Origin of the sequence: Micromonospora sp. WMMD1120, assembly GCF_029626235.1 — a bacterium.
Classification (GTDB): domain Bacteria; phylum Actinomycetota; class Actinomycetes; order Mycobacteriales; family Micromonosporaceae; genus Micromonospora.
Genome location: NZ_JARUBO010000005.1, coordinates 2,472,769 through 2,491,388, shown reverse-complemented (window position 1 = coordinate 2,491,388; position 18,620 = coordinate 2,472,769). Strand labels below are relative to the sequence as shown.

The 18,620-nt window shown below is 72.0% G+C and carries 19 protein-coding genes; 7 read left to right on the top strand and 12 right to left on the bottom strand.

From position 1 onward, the window contains the following. Positions 1–44 precede the first annotated feature (44 nt). The 3 genes from O7634_RS11790 to O7634_RS11780 all read right to left on the bottom strand — a co-directional run bounded on the left by O7634_RS11790 (position 45) and on the right by O7634_RS11780 (position 3,445). The gene (locus O7634_RS11790) at positions 45–1,328 is read right to left on the bottom strand and encodes an MFS transporter (RefSeq protein ID WP_278150172.1); all 1,284 of its coding nucleotides are present in this window, start codon (positions 1,326–1,328) and stop codon (positions 45–47) included. Between the two features lie 73 nt (positions 1,329–1,401). Further along, positions 1,402–1,851, bottom strand: coding sequence for a MarR family transcriptional regulator (locus tag O7634_RS11785; RefSeq protein WP_278150171.1), 450 nt, complete (start codon positions 1,849–1,851; stop codon positions 1,402–1,404). Between the two features lie 115 nt (positions 1,852–1,966). Then, a complete protein-coding gene (locus O7634_RS11780; protein ID WP_278153946.1) occupies positions 1,967–3,445 on the bottom strand; it encodes an NCS2 family permease in 1,479 nt (492 codons plus the stop codon). 88 nt (positions 3,446–3,533) lie between these two features. On the opposite strand from O7634_RS11780, the gene O7634_RS11775 reads away from it, so the two are divergent. Then, complete coding sequence (locus O7634_RS11775; RefSeq protein ID WP_278150170.1) at positions 3,534–3,779, top strand: DUF2530 domain-containing protein; 246 nt, start codon at positions 3,534–3,536, stop codon at positions 3,777–3,779. A 26-nt stretch (positions 3,780–3,805) separates the two neighbouring features. Here O7634_RS11775 and O7634_RS11770 read toward each other — a convergent pair whose 3' ends face one another. Next, positions 3,806–4,645, bottom strand: coding sequence for a DUF3027 domain-containing protein (locus O7634_RS11770; protein WP_278150169.1), 840 nt, complete (start codon positions 4,643–4,645; stop codon positions 3,806–3,808). An 88-nt stretch (positions 4,646–4,733) separates the two neighbouring features. Between O7634_RS11770 and O7634_RS11765 the strand changes: the two genes are divergently transcribed. Beyond that, entirely contained in the window at positions 4,734–6,335 is a 1,602-nt protein-coding gene (locus O7634_RS11765; protein WP_278150168.1) for an MFS transporter, read from the top strand. Beyond that, positions 6,332–6,982: a futalosine hydrolase gene (locus O7634_RS11760; RefSeq protein ID WP_278150167.1), complete on the top strand. Its 651-nt coding sequence runs from the start codon at positions 6,332–6,334 to the stop codon at positions 6,980–6,982. The genes O7634_RS11765 and O7634_RS11760 overlap by 4 nt, the downstream gene beginning before the upstream one ends. On the opposite strand, the gene O7634_RS11755 is transcribed toward O7634_RS11760, so the two are convergent. Beyond that, the gene (locus O7634_RS11755; protein ID WP_278150166.1) at positions 6,983–7,846 is read right to left on the bottom strand and encodes a GNAT family N-acetyltransferase; all 864 of its coding nucleotides are present in this window, start codon (positions 7,844–7,846) and stop codon (positions 6,983–6,985) included. It abuts the gene before it with no gap. A 472-nt stretch (positions 7,847–8,318) separates the two neighbouring features. On the opposite strand from O7634_RS11755, the gene O7634_RS11750 reads away from it, so the two are divergent. Beyond that, on the top strand, positions 8,319–9,167 hold the full coding sequence (locus O7634_RS11750) for a 1,4-dihydroxy-6-naphthoate synthase (RefSeq protein ID WP_278150165.1): 849 nt from the start codon (positions 8,319–8,321) through the stop codon (positions 9,165–9,167). Here O7634_RS11750 and O7634_RS11745 read toward each other — a convergent pair. Together O7634_RS11745 and O7634_RS11740 are read right to left on the bottom strand one after the other, a co-directional pair. Then, complete coding sequence (locus tag O7634_RS11745) at positions 9,128–9,514, bottom strand: cold shock domain-containing protein (RefSeq protein WP_088986676.1); 387 nt, start codon at positions 9,512–9,514, stop codon at positions 9,128–9,130. The genes O7634_RS11750 and O7634_RS11745 overlap by 40 nt on opposite strands. A gap of 28 nt (positions 9,515–9,542) precedes the next feature. Continuing rightward, positions 9,543–10,166, bottom strand: coding sequence for an HAD family hydrolase (locus O7634_RS11740; RefSeq protein ID WP_278150164.1), 624 nt, complete (start codon positions 10,164–10,166; stop codon positions 9,543–9,545). Between the two features lie 84 nt (positions 10,167–10,250). On the opposite strand from O7634_RS11740, the gene O7634_RS11735 reads away from it, so the two are divergent. Continuing rightward, the gene (locus O7634_RS11735; protein WP_278150163.1) at positions 10,251–12,737 is read left to right on the top strand and encodes a helicase-associated domain-containing protein; all 2,487 of its coding nucleotides are present in this window, start codon (positions 10,251–10,253) and stop codon (positions 12,735–12,737) included. A gap of 28 nt (positions 12,738–12,765) precedes the next feature. Here the strand turns inward: O7634_RS11735 and O7634_RS11730 are convergent, their stop codons facing one another. Together O7634_RS11730 and O7634_RS11725 are read right to left on the bottom strand one after the other, a co-directional pair. Then, complete coding sequence (locus O7634_RS11730) at positions 12,766–13,002, bottom strand: hypothetical protein (RefSeq protein ID WP_278150162.1); 237 nt, start codon at positions 13,000–13,002, stop codon at positions 12,766–12,768. Between the two features lie 96 nt (positions 13,003–13,098). Next, complete coding sequence (locus O7634_RS11725) at positions 13,099–13,977, bottom strand: L,D-transpeptidase family protein (protein WP_278150161.1); 879 nt, start codon at positions 13,975–13,977, stop codon at positions 13,099–13,101. 172 nt (positions 13,978–14,149) lie between these two features. Between O7634_RS11725 and O7634_RS11720 the strand changes: the two genes are divergently transcribed. Beyond that, on the top strand, positions 14,150–15,829 hold the full coding sequence (locus tag O7634_RS11720; RefSeq protein WP_278150160.1) for a DNA repair helicase XPB: 1,680 nt from the start codon (positions 14,150–14,152) through the stop codon (positions 15,827–15,829). Positions 15,830–15,949: 120 nt separating this feature from the next. Here the strand turns inward: O7634_RS11720 and O7634_RS11715 are convergent, their stop codons facing one another. Then, complete coding sequence (locus O7634_RS11715) at positions 15,950–16,522, bottom strand: TetR/AcrR family transcriptional regulator (RefSeq protein ID WP_278150159.1); 573 nt, start codon at positions 16,520–16,522, stop codon at positions 15,950–15,952. 88 nt (positions 16,523–16,610) lie between these two features. On the opposite strand from O7634_RS11715, the gene O7634_RS11710 reads away from it, so the two are divergent. Beyond that, the gene (locus tag O7634_RS11710; protein ID WP_278150158.1) at positions 16,611–16,979 is read left to right on the top strand and encodes a DUF4267 domain-containing protein; all 369 of its coding nucleotides are present in this window, start codon (positions 16,611–16,613) and stop codon (positions 16,977–16,979) included. 31 nt (positions 16,980–17,010) lie between these two features. Here O7634_RS11710 and O7634_RS11705 read toward each other — a convergent pair whose 3' ends face one another. Together O7634_RS11705 and O7634_RS11700 are read right to left on the bottom strand one after the other, a co-directional pair. Continuing rightward, positions 17,011–17,334 (bottom strand): hypothetical protein, encoded by a 324-nt coding sequence (locus O7634_RS11705; RefSeq protein ID WP_278150157.1) that lies wholly within the window; start codon positions 17,332–17,334, stop codon positions 17,011–17,013. Positions 17,335–17,596: 262 nt separating this feature from the next. Then, positions 17,597–18,553, bottom strand: coding sequence for a zinc metalloprotease (locus O7634_RS11700; protein ID WP_278150156.1), 957 nt, complete (start codon positions 18,551–18,553; stop codon positions 17,597–17,599). Between the last annotated feature and the right edge of the window lie 67 nt (positions 18,554–18,620).

Here is an 18,620-nt window from a genome sequence, read left to right as displayed (position 1 = left end):
CGCGCAAAGCGCCCCACGGATGCGGCCCGCCGGCCGGGTGGAACTCAGCAGTCGGTGGACGTCACGTAGAAGCGCGGCATCGGCAGCACCCGGAAACGCAGTCGGGCACCGGAGCGACGCAGCTCCCAGGTGAGCGCGACCAGCGCGGCGGCCAACGAGATCAGCCCACCCATCCAGATACTGGCACCGGCGCCGAAGTGCTCCGCCACCCAACCGATCAGCGGCGCGCCGACCGGGTTGGTGCCCAGGAACACCAGCACCCACAGCGCCATCACCCGTCCCCGGAACGCCGCGTCCACGCCCAGCTGAACCCGCTGGTTGGCGGCCTGGGCGAAGAAGACCATGAAGAAGCCGGTCGGCACGAGGAGCGCCACTACCAGCCAGTACGTCCCGGCGAAGCCGACCAGGGTGCCGAAGCTGGCGCAGGCGATCGCGGCCCCGAGCACCAGCCAGACCGAGGGACGGCTGCGCCGGCCGGTGCCGCTGAGCGCGCCGCCGAGCGCGCCGACGGCGAGCGCGGTGCTGAACAGGCCGAAGGAGGCGGCGCCCGTGTTGAACACGGTCTTCGCCAGGGCCGCCAGGGTGAGCTGGAAGTTGAACAACGACATGCCGATCACCGACATGACCGCCATCGGCAGCAGCAGATCCGGCCGACGCCAGACGTACCGCAGGCCGTCGACCACCCGGGCGGACGCCCGCTCGTCGCGCGGCGGCAGCGCGTCGCGGTGCAGCTCGGCGGTCCGCATCCGGACCACGTTGACCAGGGGCGCGACGGAGCTGAGGGCGGTGAACAGGAAGACCGGGCCGACGTCGAACGCGGCGATGGCCAGACCGGCGACGGCCGGGCCGACGATCCGGGCGGAGTTGAACACCGCGGCGTTCAGCGAGAGCGCGTTGGGCAGCAGGGGCGTGCCGACCAGCTCGGAGACGAACGCCTGACGGACCGGGGTCTCCACGGCGTTGGCCGTGCCGAGCAGCGCGGCGAAGGCGAAGACGTGCCAGAGCTGCACCAGGTCGGTGAGGACCAGCACCGACATGCCGAGCGCCAGCAGGCTCCACAGCGAGTTGGCGGCGAAGAGCAGCACCCGCTTGTCGTACCGGTCGGCGAGCCGCCCGGAGAACAGGGTGAGCAGCAGCACCGGGGTGAACTGGCAGGCGGTGACCACGCCGAGCGCGGTGGCCGAGTTGTCGGAGAGGTCGAGGACGAGCCAGTCCTGGGCGATGAACATCATCCAGACGCCGACCAACTTGATCAACTGCCCGGACGCGAAGAGGCGGTAGTTGCGGACCTGTAAGGACTGGAACATCGTGCTCAGCTTCGCCTGCACTCTTGGTGCGCCTCCTCCGGAACGTACGCGTCATCGTCGGGTGACGGCACGGACCCGGTGGCGCGGGTACGGCTCAGGCGCGAGCGAGCTGCTGGAGAATCTCGGCGGCCCTCCGCAGGGTCTCCCGTTCGTCCTCGTCCAGGGCGGCCAGCCGGTGGGCCAGCCACTCGTCGCGGGCCCGCTCGAACTGGTCGAGCACGGCCTGCGCTCCCTCGGTCGCCGCGAGGATGACCTGTCGCCCGTCGGTCGGGTGGGGTGTCCGTCGCACGAGGCCACGGTCCTCCAACTTCCCGATGATCTTCGTCATCGTCGGCGGCTGCACCCGCTCCACGTCGGCCAGTTCCCGGGGTGTCATCGCGCCCGCCAGCCGCAGGCTGGTGAGCGCGGAGACCTGGGTGACCGTGAGGTCGCCGACCGGCCGGGCCTGGCGGACCCGCCGGTTGAGTCGGGTGATCGCATCACGCAGCTGGGGAGCCAGCTGCGCCGGTGGCACGCGTTTCGCCGTCACCGTCCGCTCCGTCACGTTAGTTAGCTTAACTAATGAGCCTGGCTAACGACATCGGTTATGACCAGGCTCACGAGGACGTTTTAGCTGTTCCGGGCGGGGAATCCCGATCGACTCCCCGCCCGGAGGGAGGTCAGAGAACCACTGACTCGATCGGCCCGCGCAGGAAGTACAGCACGAACAGGGCGGCCACCCCGTACAGCAGCGGGTGGATCTCCCGAGCCTTGCCCCGGGCCAGCTTGACCACCACGAAGGTGATCAGGCCGGCGCCGATCCCGTTGGAGATCGAGTAGGTGAACGGCATCAGCACGATGGTGAGGAACGCCGGGATGGCGATCTCGTAGTCGGACCAGTCGATCGTCCGCACCGCCGTCATCATCAGGAAGCCGACCACCACCAGGGCCGTCGAGGCCGCCTCGAACGGCACGACGACCACCAGCGGCGCCAGGAACATCGCGAGCAGGAAGAGCACGCCGGTGACCAGGTTGGCCACCCCGGTCCGCGCGCCCTCCGCGACGCCTGCGGCGCTCTCGATGTACGACGTGTTGCTGGAGGTGCTGGCCGCACCGCCGGCCGCCGCGGCGATCGAGTCGACGAGCAGGATCTCCTTCGCCCTCGGCGGAGTGCCCTTCTCGTCCAGCAGGCCACCCTCCTGACCGACGGCGACCATCGTGCCCATGGTGTCGAAGAAGTCGGTGATCAACAACGTGAAGACGAACATCAGCACGACGACCCAGCCGGCCCGGCCCCACGAGTCGAGCACGTTGAACTTGCCGAGCAGCGACAGGTCCGGCAGGTCCACCACCGTCTTCGGCAACTCCGGCACGTTCAGCGCCCAGCCCTTCGGGTTGGGTTTGCCGTCGACGAAGGAGGGACCGATGTTGCCGATCGCCTCCACGATCACGGCGAGCACCGTGGAGGCGAGGATGCCGATCAGGATCGCGCCCTTCACCCGGCGCACCACCAGCACCAGCGTGATCAGCAGGCCCACCACGAAGACCAGCAGCGGCCAGCTCACCAGCTTGCCGCCGATGCCCAGGCCGACCGGGACCGTGGTGTTGGCGGCGTCCGGGAGACGCCTGACGAAGCCCGCGTCCACCAGACCGATGATGGTCAGGAAGAGGCCGATACCGACGCCGATGGCGGTCTTCAGCTGGGTCGGCACCGAGCGGAACACCGCCGTCCGCAGGCCGGTCAGCACCAGGACCGCGATGATCACACCCTCGATCACCACCAGGCCCATCGCGTCGGCCCAGGTCATCTCGGGCGCGATCTCGTACGCCACCAGGGCGTTCACGCCCAGGCCGGCGGCCAGCGCCAGCGGGAACCGGCCGACCACGCCCATCAGGATGGTCATCAGGCCGGCGACCAGCGCGGTGGCGGCGGCCAGCGCGGGAATCGGAAGGGTCTTGCCGTCCCCGTCGACGGCGCCACCCAGGATCAGCGGGTTGAGCACCACGATGTACGCCATCGTGAAGAAGGTCGCGAGACCACCGCGTACCTCACGGCTCAGCGTCGAGCCACGGGCGGAGATCTCGAAGAACCGGTCGAAGCCGTTACGCGGGTGAGCGGGGTCGGGAGGTGTGCCGTTCTCGGGCGGCGCTACTGCCATCAGGTCCTCGCAGGTGATCTTCCGGTTGACGCGCGCATCGTCCCAGATCAGCGGCGGGCAGGGGAAGTCGATCGCGTACGCTTGCCACATGCCGGACGAGCAGCCACCGCGGCCCGCGCCACTGGACCCGCCGATGGTGCCGTTCGCCCTCGCCGGATTGGTCGCGTGGGCGGTCGCCGGGCTGGTCCTGCTGATCTTCTTCCGGGACTGGCTGACCGACAACGGTCACCAGAACTGGCTCTGGACCTGTCTCGCCGGGTTCCTCTGGGGCTTCCCCGGGCTGGCCGTCATGATGCGGCACGACGCCAACCGACGCCGCCGCCGCGCGCGCTGACCCCGCCGGGGGCGCGCCGGGCGCGCTCAGGAGTGCCCGTACGGCTCCGCCGGCTCGGTGGCCTCGACGGAACCCGGCGCCCGACTGACCGACATCGCCTCCACGGCGCTGTCGTCGTACACGGTGGGTAGCTCCTCCACAGCGGTCTCGGCCGCCTCGATCAGGGTCTCGGAGTGGGCGCCGCACCCGTGGTCGGCGCTCACCACGCGGCCGTCGTCGGGGGCGTAGAAGTTGCCGCACGCCCCGAACGCCTGGCGCATCGCGCCGGCCAACGGCAGGTAGAAGCCGCAGGTGCCGCAGCGGGCGGAGGCCGGCGCGGCGGTCGAGATCGGCGCGGCCGGCCCGTGGTCACCGTCGTACCAGCGCTGCGCGGTGTCGATGCGACCCTCCCGGGAGAGCACCCGCGCTCGCCCCAGGCCCAGCTCCCAGGCCGTCTCCTCGACCGCCGGGTCGTCGGAGAGCAGGTAGCCGGGGACCAGCCGGTCGTCGTCCGGCGACGTCGGCAGCAGGTCACCGGGGCCCAGGTCGCCCGGCTTGAGCCGGTCCTGCCAGGGCAGCCAGCCGGGCGCGAGCAGCGCGTCCGGGCCGGGCAACAGCACCGTCTCGCAGATGGTCACCGTCTTGCTCCGCGGCACCCGGGTGACGGTGACCGCCCACCGCCAGCCGCGGTAACCGGCGAGAAGGCATTCGAAGTAGTGGGTGACCAGCCGATCGCCCTCGGCCACCACCTGCAGGTGATCGCCGACGTCGTCGGCGTCCACCTCGGTGATGCCGGCGCGGGCCACCTCGACGGCGGCGGCGCAGACCTGGTCGAGACGGGCGGCGCGGGTGGAGGCGGGCCTGGTCACCCCACCATTGTTCCCCATGCGCCCCGCACGGGTGACACTGACTCCCGGGGAACCTTTCCCCGCGGTGGTGCGGCGTACCCGGATCAGATGGGCGAGGATGGTGCACATGCCGTCGTACTCCCGCTCCGAGCGATCCCTCCTCGGGCGGACCGTCGGCACCGCCATCCGTGCCGTCCGCCTGCTGCTGCGTGGTTCGGTGGGCAGCGGCCGCTGGGTGACCCGTAGCGCCGGTCGGGCCCGCGCCCGGGGCGCCGGCGGCGAGGTCGGCATGGTGCGCCTGTTCGATCTGCACGCGCTCTCCTGCGCCGGGGACACGCTGATCGCCATCGGGCTGGCCGGGACGATCTTCTTCAACGTGCCGCTCGGCGAGGCCCGCAGCAAGGTAGCGCTCTACCTGCTGGTGACCATGGTGCCGTTCGCGATGCTCGCCCCCGTGGTGGGCCCGCTGCTGGACCACTTCCGGCACGGCCGGCGGTACGCTCTGGCCGCCACGATGCTGGGCCGCGCCTTCCTGGCCTGGTTGATCTCCGACTACATCCACGGTTTCGGGCTCTATCCCGCCGCGTTCGGGGTGCTCGCGCTGTCCCGGGCGTACGGCGTGGCCCGCTCAGCGGCGGTGCCCCGGCTCCTTCCGGAGGGCCTCGGCCTGTCCCAGGTGGGTGCCCGAGCCAGCGTGTACGGCACTGTCGCGGGCGCGCTGGTGGCACCGATCGGCTTGGCCGCGTTCTGGTTCGGGCCGCAGTGGCCGTTGCGCGTAGCGTCGGTGATCTTCCTGGTCGGCATGGTGATCTCGCTGAGGCTGCCACCGAAGGCCGACTCGGAGCCGCCGGAGCGGGTCCCCCGACCGCTGCGCGCGCTGGGCCGCCGCGGCGGTGACCGACCTCTGGGCCGTGGCCGTCCGGCCGGTCGGCTGGTCATCGCCACCCTGATCGGTGCCGCGACGTCCCGCGCCCTGTACGGCTTCCTGCTGCTCTTCCTCGCCTTCGCCATCAAGAAGGGCGACCTCACCACTGTGGTGTTCGGCCGGGACCTGGGCGCCGAGTGGGCGCTGGGTGTGGTCGGCGGGGCGCTCGCGGTCGGCACCTTCCTGGCCACCGCCATCGGCACCCGGCTGCGGATCCACCGGCCGACCGCCATCCAGTCCAGCAGCTCGATCATCGTGGCCGGGGTGGGGGTGCTCGCCGTCATCCAGTTCTCGCTGGCGATGGTCGCCCTGCTCTGCCTTGTCGCCGCCCTGGTCAGCGGCATCGCGAAGCTGGCCGTGGACGCCTCCATCCAGGAGCGCATCCCGGAGCGGCTGCGCGCCAGCTCCTTCGCCCACTCCGAGACGGTGCTGATGCTCGCCTTCGTTGCCGGTGGTGGGCTCGGGCTGGTGCCGTTCAACGGTCGGATGGGCATCGCCGTCGCCGCCGCTGTCGGGGTGTTGGCCGCGATCCGGGGTGTGTTGATCGCAGCCCGGCTACGCGGCGAGAAGCTTGCCGGCCGACCCCTCGGCGACGACGAGTTGGCCGAGGCCGAGGCGGCGGACGAGCCCGGAGACCCGGCCCCCACCTCGCCCGCACCGGCCCAGGCCGGCGCACGACAGTACGACGACCCGAGCCCGGCGCCACCCGGTTACCACATCTACCGTCCGTCCTCGTCTGTCGGCGGCCCGGGTGGGGCGGCGGACGAGGACACCCGCCGGGAGTCCCCCGGCTCAGTGTCGTGAGCGGCCTGCTGGTGGTGACGGCGGTGCCCGCCGAGGCGGAGGCGATCCGCGCCGGCCTCACCGACGCGACGGTGACCGTCACCCCGGTCGGTGTGGGTCCAGCGGTCGCCGGCGCCGCCACCGCCCGGCTGCTGGCGCTGGCCGAGGCGACAGGTCGCCCGTACCGCGCGGTGGTCAGCGCCGGCGTGGCCGGCGGCTTCACCGGCCGGGCCGAGGTCGGCGACACGGTGCTCGGCACCGCCAGCGTCGCCGCCGACCTGGGTGCCGAGTCACCGGACGGCTTCATCCCCGTCGACGATCTGGGCATGCCCCCCGCGCTGCTCGGCGCCGGCAGCCTGGTGTCGGCCGACCCGGACCTGCTGGCGACGCTGCGGGCCGCCCTGCCGAGCGCCACGACCGGCCCGGTGCTCACCGTCACCACCGTCACCGGCACCGCCAGCAGCACCGACGAGCTGCGTCGCAGACACCCGGAGGCGGTCGCCGAGGCCATGGAGGGGTACGGCGTGGCGGTCGCCGCGGCGCAGGCCGGGCTGCCCTTCGCCGAGTTGCGCACGATCTCCAACCCGATCGGGCCCCGCGACCGGAACGCGTGGCGGCTGCACGAGGCCCTCACCGCCCTGACCACGGCAGCCCCAGCTCTGCGCTGACTACACCCCGGGTGGTCGAACGTCGAGGGTGAGTGCCGACGGACGCGCCCCTGCGAGCTCGAACCCGCAGGCGAGCAGGAACTCGACGTTGCCGGCCTGGGCTACCGCGTGAGTGGTCCGGATGCCGGCCACCGCCATCTCCTTGGCGAGCAGCCCGATCAGCTGACGCCCGATGCCCAGGCCCCGCAGCCCCGGAGCGACGACGATGCCCTCCAACACCAGCTCACGTCGGTCACCCCAGTCCTCGCCGAGCAGGAGGTCGAAGCTTCGCTCATGAGCCCTGAGCTCACCGACCGGCCCGGCTTCGGGCACTTCGGCGAGTAAGCGCCACGATGTGGCCGGCAGCCCTTCGACGGCACGTCGACATCGCACCCGGGCGCGCGTCCGCTCCCGGGACCGCCGTTCGTCGCGCCGCACTCGGTCCAGGTCGTAGGTCAGCTCCGGAACGCGTACCGGCCACAACCGCTGCGGCAGCGTGTACGAGTGCATCCACCAGGCGCCCGGCCAGTCCTTGAGGGTGCGCACCTGACGCACGTCAAGGTGCGCCGGATACCGGCGACCAGCCTCGTCCCGCAGCTCGTCCGACGGCTCCCCTGCCCTATCGTTCCGCCGGAGCGGCGAGCCGCCGGCCAGACCGGGCGGGCACGCACCCGGCAACGTGAGGGTGAGCTCTCCGCCCGCGGCGCGGACCAGACGCTCCACGGTCTGGAATGCCGGACCCGCACCGTGTCCCCCCTCGATCCGTGCCACAGTGCTCTTCGGCACCCCGGCCAGCTCGGCCAACTCACGCTGACTGAGGTCGGCACACCGTCGGAGCCCTCTCAGGATCGCCCCGACATCGATCGAATCCCTGTCGTCAGCCACCCGTTCCATGCTTTGCCGCTCGACGGGCGTCGTCAACAGCACCCCGCCCACCTGTGGATAACCCTGTGGATAATGCCGCCGCAGCTGTGAATACCTGTCAGTCAGCGCCTGTCGAGCTGCCCCACGAAAGGGGGCGCGGGTCAGCGGGCACGGACAGCGGAGTCAACACCGGTGGCACGGACAGCGGAGCCAACACCGGTGGCACGGACAGCGGAGCCAACACCGGTGGCACGGACAGCGGAGCGAACACCGGTGCCCCGGGTGTGGAGCGAACACCGACGCCCCGGATATGGGGCAGCTCTACAGGGCGCCGCAGAGGCAGCAAACCTCCCGGCCCGACGCCGCGACAGCAACCGGCTGCGACGTCAACCGGCAGCGACGTCAACCGGCGGACGCCTCGCCGGCTGCCTGGCGCGTCACAGGCGCGGCACCACGACGACCAGCCCGCCGGGGCGGGACTACGGTGAGAAGCGTGGCGCTCTCCCTGGCGATCTCGCCCTGCCCCAACGACACGTTCGTCTTCCACGCCCTGGTGCACGGGCGGGTGCCCGACGCGCCGCCGGTCGAGGTGACCTACGCCGACGTGGACGTCACCAACACGGCGGCCGAGCGGGGCGCTTTCGACCTGGTGAAGGTGAGCTTCGCGGCGCTGCCCTGGCTGCTCGACGACTACCACCTGCTGCCCTGCGGTGGCGCGCTCGGCCGCGGCTGCGGTCCGCTGGTGCTGACCCGGGGCGACCGCGACGGCGGCCCGGACCGCACCGACCTGACCGGCGCCACGGTGGCGGTGCCGGGCGACCGGACCACCGCGTACCTGCTGTTCCGGCTCTGGTCGGCCGGCCGACCGCCAGCCCGGATCGAGATCGTCCCGTTCCACGAGATCATGCCGGGGGTGGCGGCCGGGCGCTACGACGCCGGGCTGGTCATCCACGAGGCCCGGTTCACCTACCACCGACACGGCCTGAGCGCCCTTGTCGACCTGGGCGAGTGGTGGGAGACCGACACCGGCCTCCCGATCCCTCTCGGCGCCATCCTGGCCCGGCGGGGCGCGGTGGACCCGGAGGCCGCGGCCGGGTGGGTCCGCGAGTCGGTCCGGCAGGCCTGGGCGGACCCGGCGGCCAGCCGGGAGTACGTGCTCGCGCACGCCCAGGAGATGGAGTTGGACGTGGTGGACCGGCACATCGGTCTCTACGTCAACGAGTTCACCGCCGACCTGGGCGAGGCCGGTCACGCAGCGGTGGCGGCACTGCTCGACCGGGCCGCCACCGCCGGCCTGGTGCCTCAGACCTCCAACTCGCGCGCGACAGCGTGGACCAGCTGAGCGATCTTCTGCGCGGTCTTCTTGTCCGGGTACCGGCCCCGGCGCAGGTCCGGCTGGACCTTCGCCTCCAGCACCTTGATCATGTCTTCGACCAGGCCGTGCAGCTCCTCGGCCGGGCGACGCCGCAGCTCGGCCATCGACGGTGGCGCGTCGAGCAGCTTGACTCCCATCGCCTGTGCGCCCCGGCGGCTGTCCACCACGCTGAAGTCGACCCGCTGGCCGCCCTTGAGGTCGGTGACACCCGCCGGCAACGCCCCCTTGGGCAGGAACACATCGCCGCCCTCGTCACTCGTGACGAAGCCGTATCCCTTGGCCGTGTCGTACCACTTCACTCGACCCGTAGGCACCTGAAAAACCCCTGCTTCACTTGAGCCGCTACTGCTCCAAGGCTAGCTGGATCATGCCGTCGAGTGCCGCTGGGAATTCAGTGAGCTGATCCAGCACCACCGCCGCCCCGGCCGAGCGCAGCTCATCGCGCGAACACGGGCCGGTGGCGACCCCGATCCCCGGCACCCCGGCCGCTGCCGCCGCCACCATGTCGGCGACATGGTCACCGACGTAGTGGGTCGCGCCGTACTCCCGCAGGGCGGTCGCCTTCTGCTCGGCGAACAGATCACCGGCCAACTCGTCGACCACGAAGCCGAGATGATCCAGGTGCAACCGGGCCAACCGGCCGACCTTCGACGTGACGACGAGCACCCGGCCGCCCCGCTCACGGATCGCGTCGACGGCCTCCCGGGCGCCGGGCAGCGGGAGCGTCGGGGTGATCGCGTACGCCGGATACAGCTCGCGGTACACGCGCACGGCCGACTCGACCTGCTCCGGTGGGAACCAGTGGGCGATCTCCGTCCGCAGCGGTGGACCGAGCCGGGACACCGCCAGCTCGGCGTCGACCGGCACGCCGGTCCGCGCGGTCAGCGCCCGGTAGGCCGCGGCGATGCCGGGGCGGGAGTCCACCAGGGTCATGTCGAGATCGAATCCGACGGTCAGTGCGGGCATGTCCAGAAACGTACCCGGCGACCCCCGGTCGGCCGGACGTCCGAGGGGCGCGACAGCCCGCAGCCGGGCTAGCGTGGGAGGACGATGACCACCTCACTCGCCGACCACCTCCGGTCGCTGCCCGACGAGTCCCTGGCCGCGCTCCTGCAACTGCGGCCCGATCTTGTCGTACCCGTGCCCGCCGACGTCTCGGCGCTGGCGATCCGGGCCCAGTCACGGGTCTCGGTGGCCCGGGCGCTGGACGGGTTGGACCAGTTCACCCTTCAGATCCTCGACGCGGCCCGCCTCACCCGGAGTCCGGAGGACGCCACCACCGCCACCGACGCGGTGCTCGCGATGGCGACCGCCGGGCCCAACCCGCCGGCCCCGACCGCTGTCCGGGCCGCCGTGGGCCGGCTGCGCGCGCTCTTCCTCCTGTACGGCCCGGAGCACGCCCTCCAGGTGGTGCCGGCCGTCGACGAGGTCGCCCCGTACCCCGCGGGTCTCGGTCGGCCGGCCGCGGAGCTGGACCCGCGCACGGCCGCGCTCTGCGCGGACCCGGCGAAGCTACGACGGACGCTGCTGGCCGCTCCGCCCTCGGCCCGGGCGATCCTGGACCGGCTGGCGGCCGGCCCTCCGGTGGGAAGCGTGCCGCCGGGGGCGTTGCAGGCCCCTCCGGTGGGCGCGGAGGACCCGCTGCTCACGGACCCGACGAACGGTGGCGCCCCGACCGGCTCCCCGGTGCGCTGGCTCGTCGACAACCGGCTGCTCGTCCCGGTGACGACCGGGTCCGCGACGGCCGGCGGCACTGTCGAGCTGCCCCGCGAGGTCGGCCTGCTGCTGCGCCGCGACAGTGGCCCGCTCGGGCCGCTGCGCACCAGCCCACCGCCGGTGGCCGCCGCGCCGCGCGAGCCGAAGGCTGTCGACTCCGCCGGCGCGGGCCAGACCATGGAGGTGGTACGGCAGACCGAGGGGTTGCTGGAGCAGTTGGCGGACGAGCCGGCGCCGGTGCTGCGGTCGGGTGGCATCGGGGTACGGGATCTGCGGCGGTTGGCACGTACGGCCGGGCTGGACGAGTCGAACACCGCGCTGCTGCTGGAGGTCGCGTACGCCGCCGGGCTCGCCGGTGAGCTGGAGACCCCCGGCGCCGCCACCGGCCGGTACGGGGCGGATCAGCAGGTGCTCCCGACCGGCGGGTACGAGGTGTGGCGGGCCGCCTCGCTGGCCCAGCGCTGGGAGCAGTTGGCGCGGGCGTGGCTGACGATGACCCGACAGGTGGGGCTGGTCGGCCGGCGGGATGACCGGGACCGGCCGATCACCGCGCTCTCCGCCGAGGTCGAGCGGGCCGGCGCGCCGACCACCAGGCGCGCGGTGCTCGGCGTGCTCGCCGACCTGGAGCCGGCGAGCGCACCCACCCCCGAGGAGGTGCAGGATCTGCTGGACTGGCGGGCCCCCCGGCGCAGCCGGGGTCGCGACGCCGCGCACCGGGAGGTGCTGGCCGAGGCCGCCCAGCTCGGCGTCACCGGGCTGGGCGCGCTCACCTCGTACGGGCGGCTGCTGCTCGGGGACCTGACGTCGACCGACGAGCGGGGCGGCGACGACCCGCTGGGCGTGCACGCGGACGTCGAGAGCGGCGACCCGTCCGGTGCCGCGCGGGCGTTGGACGCGTTGCTGCCCGCCCCGGTCGACCACTTCCTGGTGCAGGCCGACCTGACGGTGGTGGTGCCCGGTCCGCCCGAGCCGGCGCTCGCCGCCGAGTTGGAGGCGATGACCGAGCTGGAGTCGGCCGGTGGGGCCAGCGTGCACCGGGTCACCACGGCGAGCGTGCGGCGGGCCCTCGACTCCGGTTACACGGCCGACGACCTGCACGACGTGTTCCGCCGTCGGTCGCGTACGCCGGTGCCGCAGGGGCTCACCTACCTGGTGGACGACGTGGCCCGTAAGCACGGTGGTCTGCGGGTCGGGCTGGCCGGGGCGTACCTGCGCAGTGACGACGAGGCGTTGATCAGCGAGGTGCTGGCCGACCGGCGGCTGGAGCCGTTGGCGCTGCGCCGGCTCGCCCCGACGGTGTTGTGCACCCAGTACCAGGTCGGTCGACTGCTGGGCGCGCTGCGCGACGCGGGGTACGCCCCGGTGCAGGAGGACGGCTCCGGGGGTACGGTGCTGGCCCGGCCACGGGTCCGGCGGGCACCGGCCCGGGTGTCGGTGACGACACGGACGGTCGATCCACTGGCCGCCCCGAAGGTGCCCATGCCCCGGTTGCTCGGGGTGGTGGAGCACATCCGGCGGGGTGACGCGGCGGCGCGGGCGGCCCGGCGGGCACCGGCGGTGGTCCGTGGCGGTGCGGCGGGGCTGGCCGGCGGTCCGGTGCCGGCGCACACGCACAGCGAGGCGTTGGCGGTGCTCCAGCAGGCGGTCCGGGACCGGGCGTTGGTCTGGGTCGGTTACGTCGACGCGCACGGGGCGACCGCGTCGCGCCTGCTCAAGCCGGTGTCCATCGGCGCCGGTTACCTGCGGGCCGAGGACGAGCGCACCGAGATGTTGCACACCTTCGCCCTGCACCGGATCACCGCGGCGGTCGTGGCGGATTAACCGCCGGCCCGACCGGCCGGGGTGACCGTCAGCGGCGGCTGCGGCGTACGGTGCCGACCACCGAGATGATCAGCAGTAGGGCGAAGCCGGCGCCGGCGGCCTCACCGACCGAGTCGACGAAGCCCTGCTGGAGCACCAGCCAACCGAAGAGGAACCACCCGAGGAGGAGCGTCGCGGCGACGACGTACGCGATCACTGTCGCCCGGGACACCTCGTCCGGTGGTGCTTGCTCGTGCTCCGCGATCACGTCACGGTCGACCGTCATGCCCAGCCTCCCCGCCCGGTTTGGCAGTGGCTTCCAGGGTGACACTCGTCGGACCGGTCGGACAGGGGGTTATCCCCCCGATCCGGAACGTGTCGCTCAGGTGCCGGGGCGGCGACCCATCAGCACCACCCGGGTACCGACCTTGCCCAACTCCCACATCCGGACCGCGTCGGCGTGCAGCAGGTTGACGCAGCCGTGCGAGCCGATCCCCTTGTCGTGCAGGTAGGTGGTGGTCTCGTGGAAGCCCATCCCCTGGGTGAAGTGCTGCCAGTACGGCAGCCACACCTCGTACGGGTCGGACCACTCCTTCGGGTTGCGGAAGTTGACCGTGTAGGTGCCGGCGGGGGTGCGGTAGCCGGACATGCCGGTGCGGGTCACGGTGGGCGCCATGATCACCTTGCCGGCACGGACCGCCCAGACGGTCTGCCGGGTCAGGTCCACACAGAAAGTGGTGCCGGAGCCGCCCTCGCAGCGCGCCGGGTCGGTGGTGGCGAGGCGCTGGGCCACGTCCACTGTGGTCGGCCCGGCACGACCCTCGACGGGGCGAATGCCGTACCTCTTCTGGAACTTCTTGATCGCGGCGCAGTCGGCGGCGGACTGCCGGCCGTCGACGGTCACCGCCCCGAACCCGCCCAACCGGGCCAGGTACGTCTCGACCTGGCGCTGGTGCGGACCCTGCGGGCAGCCGGCGACGGTCGGCCTGGCGGCGACCGGGGGCGGCGTGGGCGCCGTGCGGGTCGGCTTGGGCGTGGGCTTGCGGGAGGGTTTCCCGGTGGGCGTGGGCGGTGTGGGACGGTCGCGCTGGTCGGGCACGGAGGTGCCGCTCGCCCCCGTTGCCTGCTCCGCCGCACCGGCTGGGGCGGCTCCCCCGCCACCACTCCCGCCGGACTGCGGATCGAACGTGCACCCACCCGCCCCGACCAGCACGACCACCACCATGGCGACCAGTCGGGAAGTGATCCGAACGCACCTCATGGGGGCCTCCCTGACAGTCGTCCCCTTCTTAGACGTTCGGGAGTGCCGTCACGGTTGCGCTCGGTGCGCATCTTTCTTCGACCGTCCCGCATCGTGCAACACTGGATGGTCGGCCAGCGGCGGGTGTACGACCCGTTCCGGCCGGACGACCCACCGAGGAGAGGACGCTGGCGTGAGCGGTGGACCACTGATCGTGCAGTCGGACAAGACCCTGCTGCTGGAGATCGACCACCCCGACGCGCAGGCCTGCCGGATGGCCATCGCGCCGTTCGCCGAGCTGGAGCGCTCGCCGGAGCACGTGCACACCTACCGGCTGACCCCGCTGGGGCTGTGGAACGCCCGCGCGGCGGGGCACGACGCCGAGGGCGTCGTCGACTCCCTGATCACGTACTCCCGCTACCCGGTGCCGCACGCGCTGCTGGTGGACGTGGCCGAGACGATGGACCGGTACGGTCGGCTCCAGCTCGCCAACGACCCGGCGCACGGGCTGGTGCTGCGGGCCCTGGACCGGCTGGTGCTGATCGAGGTCGCCAAGAGCAAGAAGCTCGCCGGCATGCTCGGCGAGAAGATCGACGACGACACCATCCGGGTGCACCCGTCCGAGCGCGGCCGGCTCAAGCAGGCGCTGCTCAAGCTGGGTTGGCCGGCGGAGGACCTGGCCGGCTACGTCGACGGTGAGGCGCACCCGATCGAGCTGGCCGAGGCGGGCAAGGACGGCCGCAAGCCGTGGACCCTGCGGTCGTACCAGCGGGAGGCCGTCGAGGCGTTCTGGGCCGGCGGGTCGGGCGTGGTGGTGCTGCCCTGCGGCGCCGGCAAGACCCTGGTCGGCGCGGCGGCGATGGCCGAGGCGAAGGCGACCACGCTGATCCTGGTCACCAACACGGTCGCCGGGCGGCAGTGGAAGCGGGAGCTGATCGCCCGCACCTCGCTGACCGAGGAGGAGATCGGCGAATACTCGGGCGAGCGCAAGGAGATCCGCCCGGTCACCATCGCGACGTACCAGGTGCTCACCTCGCGGCGCGGCGGCGCGTTCACCCACCTGGACCTGTTCGGGGCCCGCGACTGGGGCCTGGTCGTCTACGACGAGGTGCACCTGCTGCCCGCGCCGATCTTCCGCTTCACGGCGGACCTCCAGGCCCGCCGCCGGCTGGGCCTGACCGCCACTCTGGTACGCGAGGACGGCCGCGAGGGTGACGTGTTCAGCCTGATCGGGCCCAAGCGGTACGACGCGCCGTGGAAGGACATCGAGTCACAGGGCTGGATCGCCCCGGCCGAGTGCACCGAGGTCCGGGTGACCCTCACCGACGCGGAGCGGATGGCGTACGCGACGGCGGAGGCCGAGGAGCGGTACCGGATGGCGGCGACCGCGCGCACGAAGCTGCCGGTGGTCAAGGCGCTCGTCGAGCGGCACCCGGAGGACCAGGTGCTGGTGATCGGCGCGTACATCGACCAGCTGCACCAGCTCGGGGAGTACCTGGACGCGCCGATCATCCAGGGTTCGACCACGAACAAGGAGCGGGAACGGCTGTTCGACGCGTTCCGCTCTGGCGAGCTGCGCACGTTGGTCATCTCGAAGGTCGGCAACTTCTCCATCGACCTGCCCGAGGCGGCGGTGGCGATCCAGGTGTCCGGGACGTTCGGGTCCCGCCAGGAGGAGGCGCAGCGGCTCGGTCGGGTGCTCCGGCCGAAGGCCGACGGCCGGCAGGCGCACTTCTACACTGTGGTGTCCCGGGACACCATCGACACCGAGTACGCGGCGCACCGGCAGCGCTTCCTCGCCGAGCAGGGGTACGCGTACACCATCGTCGACGCCGACGACGTCCTCGGCCCGTCCCTGCCTTCCTTCGACTGACCGCCCGCTCGGCGCTCAGGCCTTGATCGACTCGAGTTCCTGGAAACCGGGGTGTCCCGAGCACCCCGACACCCCGCCTTCCTGCAACCCGAGTTGACCAAGGCCTGAGCCGGCCTCGCGTCAGCGCGAGAAGCGGTCGACCAGCATCGCGAGCCGTCGGTCGTGGCCCTCCCGGCGGAGCCTGCCGCTGCGCATCAGCGTGACCAGACCGTGCAGGCCGCTCCAGAACGTCTCGGTGAGGACCTCCAGGTCGCCGTTTCCGGCGAACGGGCGGACCGTCTCGGCCAGCTCGGCGAAGCCGCGAGCGAGGTCGGTTGGGACGTCCGAGCTGGCGAACGGCAGGTCCACGGCGAGGGTGAACATCGCGTCGTAGAGCGCGGGTCGCCGCTCGGCGAAGGTGGTGTACGCCGCCGCGACGTCGGCGACGGCCTGCCGGGGGTCGGCCGCCGAGGTGCGGGCCGAGGCCAGCGCGGTGGCCAGCTCGGCGAAGCCCTCGACGGCGACCGCCGCCATGATGGCGTCCTTGCCCTTGAAGTGGCTGTAGAGGACGGGCTGGCTGTACTCGATCTCGGCGGCGAGCCGCCGGGTGGTCACCGCGTCCCAGCCTTCCGCCAGGGCCAACTCCCGGGCGGCGGCGACGATGGCGCGTTCCCGTTCCGCCCGCTCGCGCTCCCGGCGCGTCTGAGTCGACATGCCAGTGATGCTAGCACCGCTAGCGTTCCTGCCGGCGCTCTGCTAGCGTCGCTCCTACATCTAGCAGCGCTAGCAATTGGAGCGGACCATGTTGTCACCCCTGGCCTACGGGCTCGCCGTCGTCCTCAGCCTGTTCATCGTCTTCATCGGCGCGCGGTTCCTGCTGGTACCGCAGGCCGCAGCCGCCGGGTACGGCGTGCCGGCGCGGCCGGGCGACTCCGCCTATTTGACCGTCAAAGGGCTGAAGGACCTCACCTTCGGGCTGATCGGCCTCGCCCTGATCGCCTTCACGACGGCCGACGCGGTCGCGTGGTTCATGCTGGTCGTCGCGCTCGTCCCGCTGGGCGACACGTTCATCGTGCTCCGCAACGGCGGAACGAAGGCCGTAGCGTTCGGCATCCACTTCGCCACCGCCGTGGTCGTCCTCCTCAACGCCGCCCTCCTCTTCGCCCTGTGACCCCGACCGGCCATCAGCGGTGACGCAGTGGTTACTTGACCACGACGAGGTGGTCGGCCCGCGCCGGCAGGAAGGTGGCATCCCCGTCCCAGCGCGCGGTGTACGTGTAGCTGCCCGGCACACCCGGCGCGTCGGTGAAGCGGAAGGTTCCGTCCGAGGCAGGGAACACCGCAGGCAGAATGACCATGGTGGTCTCGTCGCCGTTGGGGATGCGGGTCACCGTCAGCGAGGTGCCCACCCCCTGCAGAACGGTGCTGGTGTCCGCGGCCTGGGCGGGTGCGACGGCGGCGACGAGTCCGGTCGCCGCGATCACCGTCGCTGCCAGGGCCGAGCGGGCCAGAGTGCGGAACCGCATACGCGGTCTCCCTTCGGTTGATACCCCGTGCCCGGCGGCGGTGTGTGCTCGGAGGCCGGCGCCGGGTCGGCGACAAGATCGTCGCTCCGTTGTAGACGGCGACGGCACCGTCCACAGCGTTACGTGGGGTAGCGGATCGGATGGAGATCCAGCGATGGTGGTTGGCTGAACGGCGCTCCCGGTGGCGCTTCGGTCTGCGTACGCGAAAGGGGTTGACGAACCGTTGGCTCGCCAACCCCTTTCAGGTGCCCGTCGGGTGCGTTCAGCTCTTGGTGCCACCAGAACGAAACGCCACCCAGGCGTCGCTCATCCGGTCCGCCTGGCCGGCGGTGAACATGTTCATGCAGGAGTCCTGCGTGTAGTCCATGAAGTTGTGGATCGGGTCCAACCCGGGTGCGGTGCAGGAGTCCGCGCCCACCGGACAGTCGAACTGCGGGGCCGCCTCGCGCGGGGTGTCCGCGACGAAGTCGCCGGACGCCGAGCAGCCGTGCGCGAAGGTGTGCTCCAGCATCAGCCAGTGCCCGACCTCGTGGGTCAGCGTGTCACCGAGGGCGTACTTGCCGGCCGTGCCGCCCGGCATCGACTCGTCGAGCATCACCACGCCGTCGATGTAGTCGCGGCCGTTGTTGTAACCCTTCGGGAAGTACGCCCAGCCGAGCAGGCCGCCGCCGATGTTTGCCGCGTACACGTTCAGGGTGCGGGAGTCGCCGGTGTAGAGGGCCTTCTTCATGTCCCGCTCGTTCTTGCCCGGCTCGACCGTGTACCAGGCGCTGTTCACCGTCCACGTGGTGTCGACGAGGTCGAATCGGAACGGCGTGTCGGAGGCGTCCGTTGCCGTGCGGCCGGCGAACGAGTCGTTGAGCACCGTCATCTGCGCGGCGATCAGGGTGTTCCACCTGGTCGTCTCGGCGGCGCTGAGGGGGTGGTCGGAGACCATGTGGAAGACCGTCGGGATGGTGACGCTGCCGTTGGGCAGGCGCGGCGCATCCTTGATCACGCCGTAGGCGTTGGCCTCGTTCTTCGAGTACAGCTCCGGCTCCTGGGCCGTGGCGCCCTCAGCGACCCGGGCGGCGCTCTGCTCACCGGCGCAGGCCGTGACGCCCGGCGAGGCGGTCACGGGAGCGGCGGTGGCCAGCCCCCCGGACGCGCCGCCGGACGCCAGGAACGTGGCGGCGGTGGCGGTGAGGACCGCCAGCCGAAAGGGGGATCTGCTCTGCATCGGTGCACCTTTCGATGAGGGAGCGGTGCGATGTCGACGATGCCGTCGCTCCGGTATGAGAACACGT

Coding starts and splice junctions, on each gene's coding strand:
- O7634_RS11780 (WP_278153946.1), bottom strand. CDS start 3,445: ATGGCAGTAGCGCCGCCCGAGAACGGCACACCTCCCGACCCCGCTCAC.
- O7634_RS11775 (WP_278150170.1), top strand. CDS start 3,534: ATGCCGGACGAGCAGCCACCGCGGCCCGCGCCACTGGACCCGCCGATG.
- O7634_RS11770 (WP_278150169.1), bottom strand. CDS start 4,645: ATGGGGAACAATGGTGGGGTGACCAGGCCCGCCTCCACCCGCGCCGCC.
- O7634_RS11765 (WP_278150168.1), top strand. CDS start 4,734: ATGCCGTCGTACTCCCGCTCCGAGCGATCCCTCCTCGGGCGGACCGTC.
- O7634_RS11740 (WP_278150164.1), bottom strand. CDS start 10,166: ATGCCCGCACTGACCGTCGGATTCGATCTCGACATGACCCTGGTGGAC.
- O7634_RS11735 (WP_278150163.1), top strand. CDS start 10,251: ATGACCACCTCACTCGCCGACCACCTCCGGTCGCTGCCCGACGAGTCC.
- O7634_RS11730 (WP_278150162.1), bottom strand. CDS start 13,002: ATGACGGTCGACCGTGACGTGATCGCGGAGCACGAGCAAGCACCACCG.
- O7634_RS11725 (WP_278150161.1), bottom strand. CDS start 13,977: ATGAGGTGCGTTCGGATCACTTCCCGACTGGTCGCCATGGTGGTGGTC.
- O7634_RS11715 (WP_278150159.1), bottom strand. CDS start 16,522: ATGTCGACTCAGACGCGCCGGGAGCGCGAGCGGGCGGAACGGGAACGC.
- O7634_RS11710 (WP_278150158.1), top strand. CDS start 16,611: ATGTTGTCACCCCTGGCCTACGGGCTCGCCGTCGTCCTCAGCCTGTTC.
- O7634_RS11705 (WP_278150157.1), bottom strand. CDS start 17,334: ATGCGGTTCCGCACTCTGGCCCGCTCGGCCCTGGCAGCGACGGTGATC.
- O7634_RS11700 (WP_278150156.1), bottom strand. CDS start 18,553: ATGCAGAGCAGATCCCCCTTTCGGCTGGCGGTCCTCACCGCCACCGCC.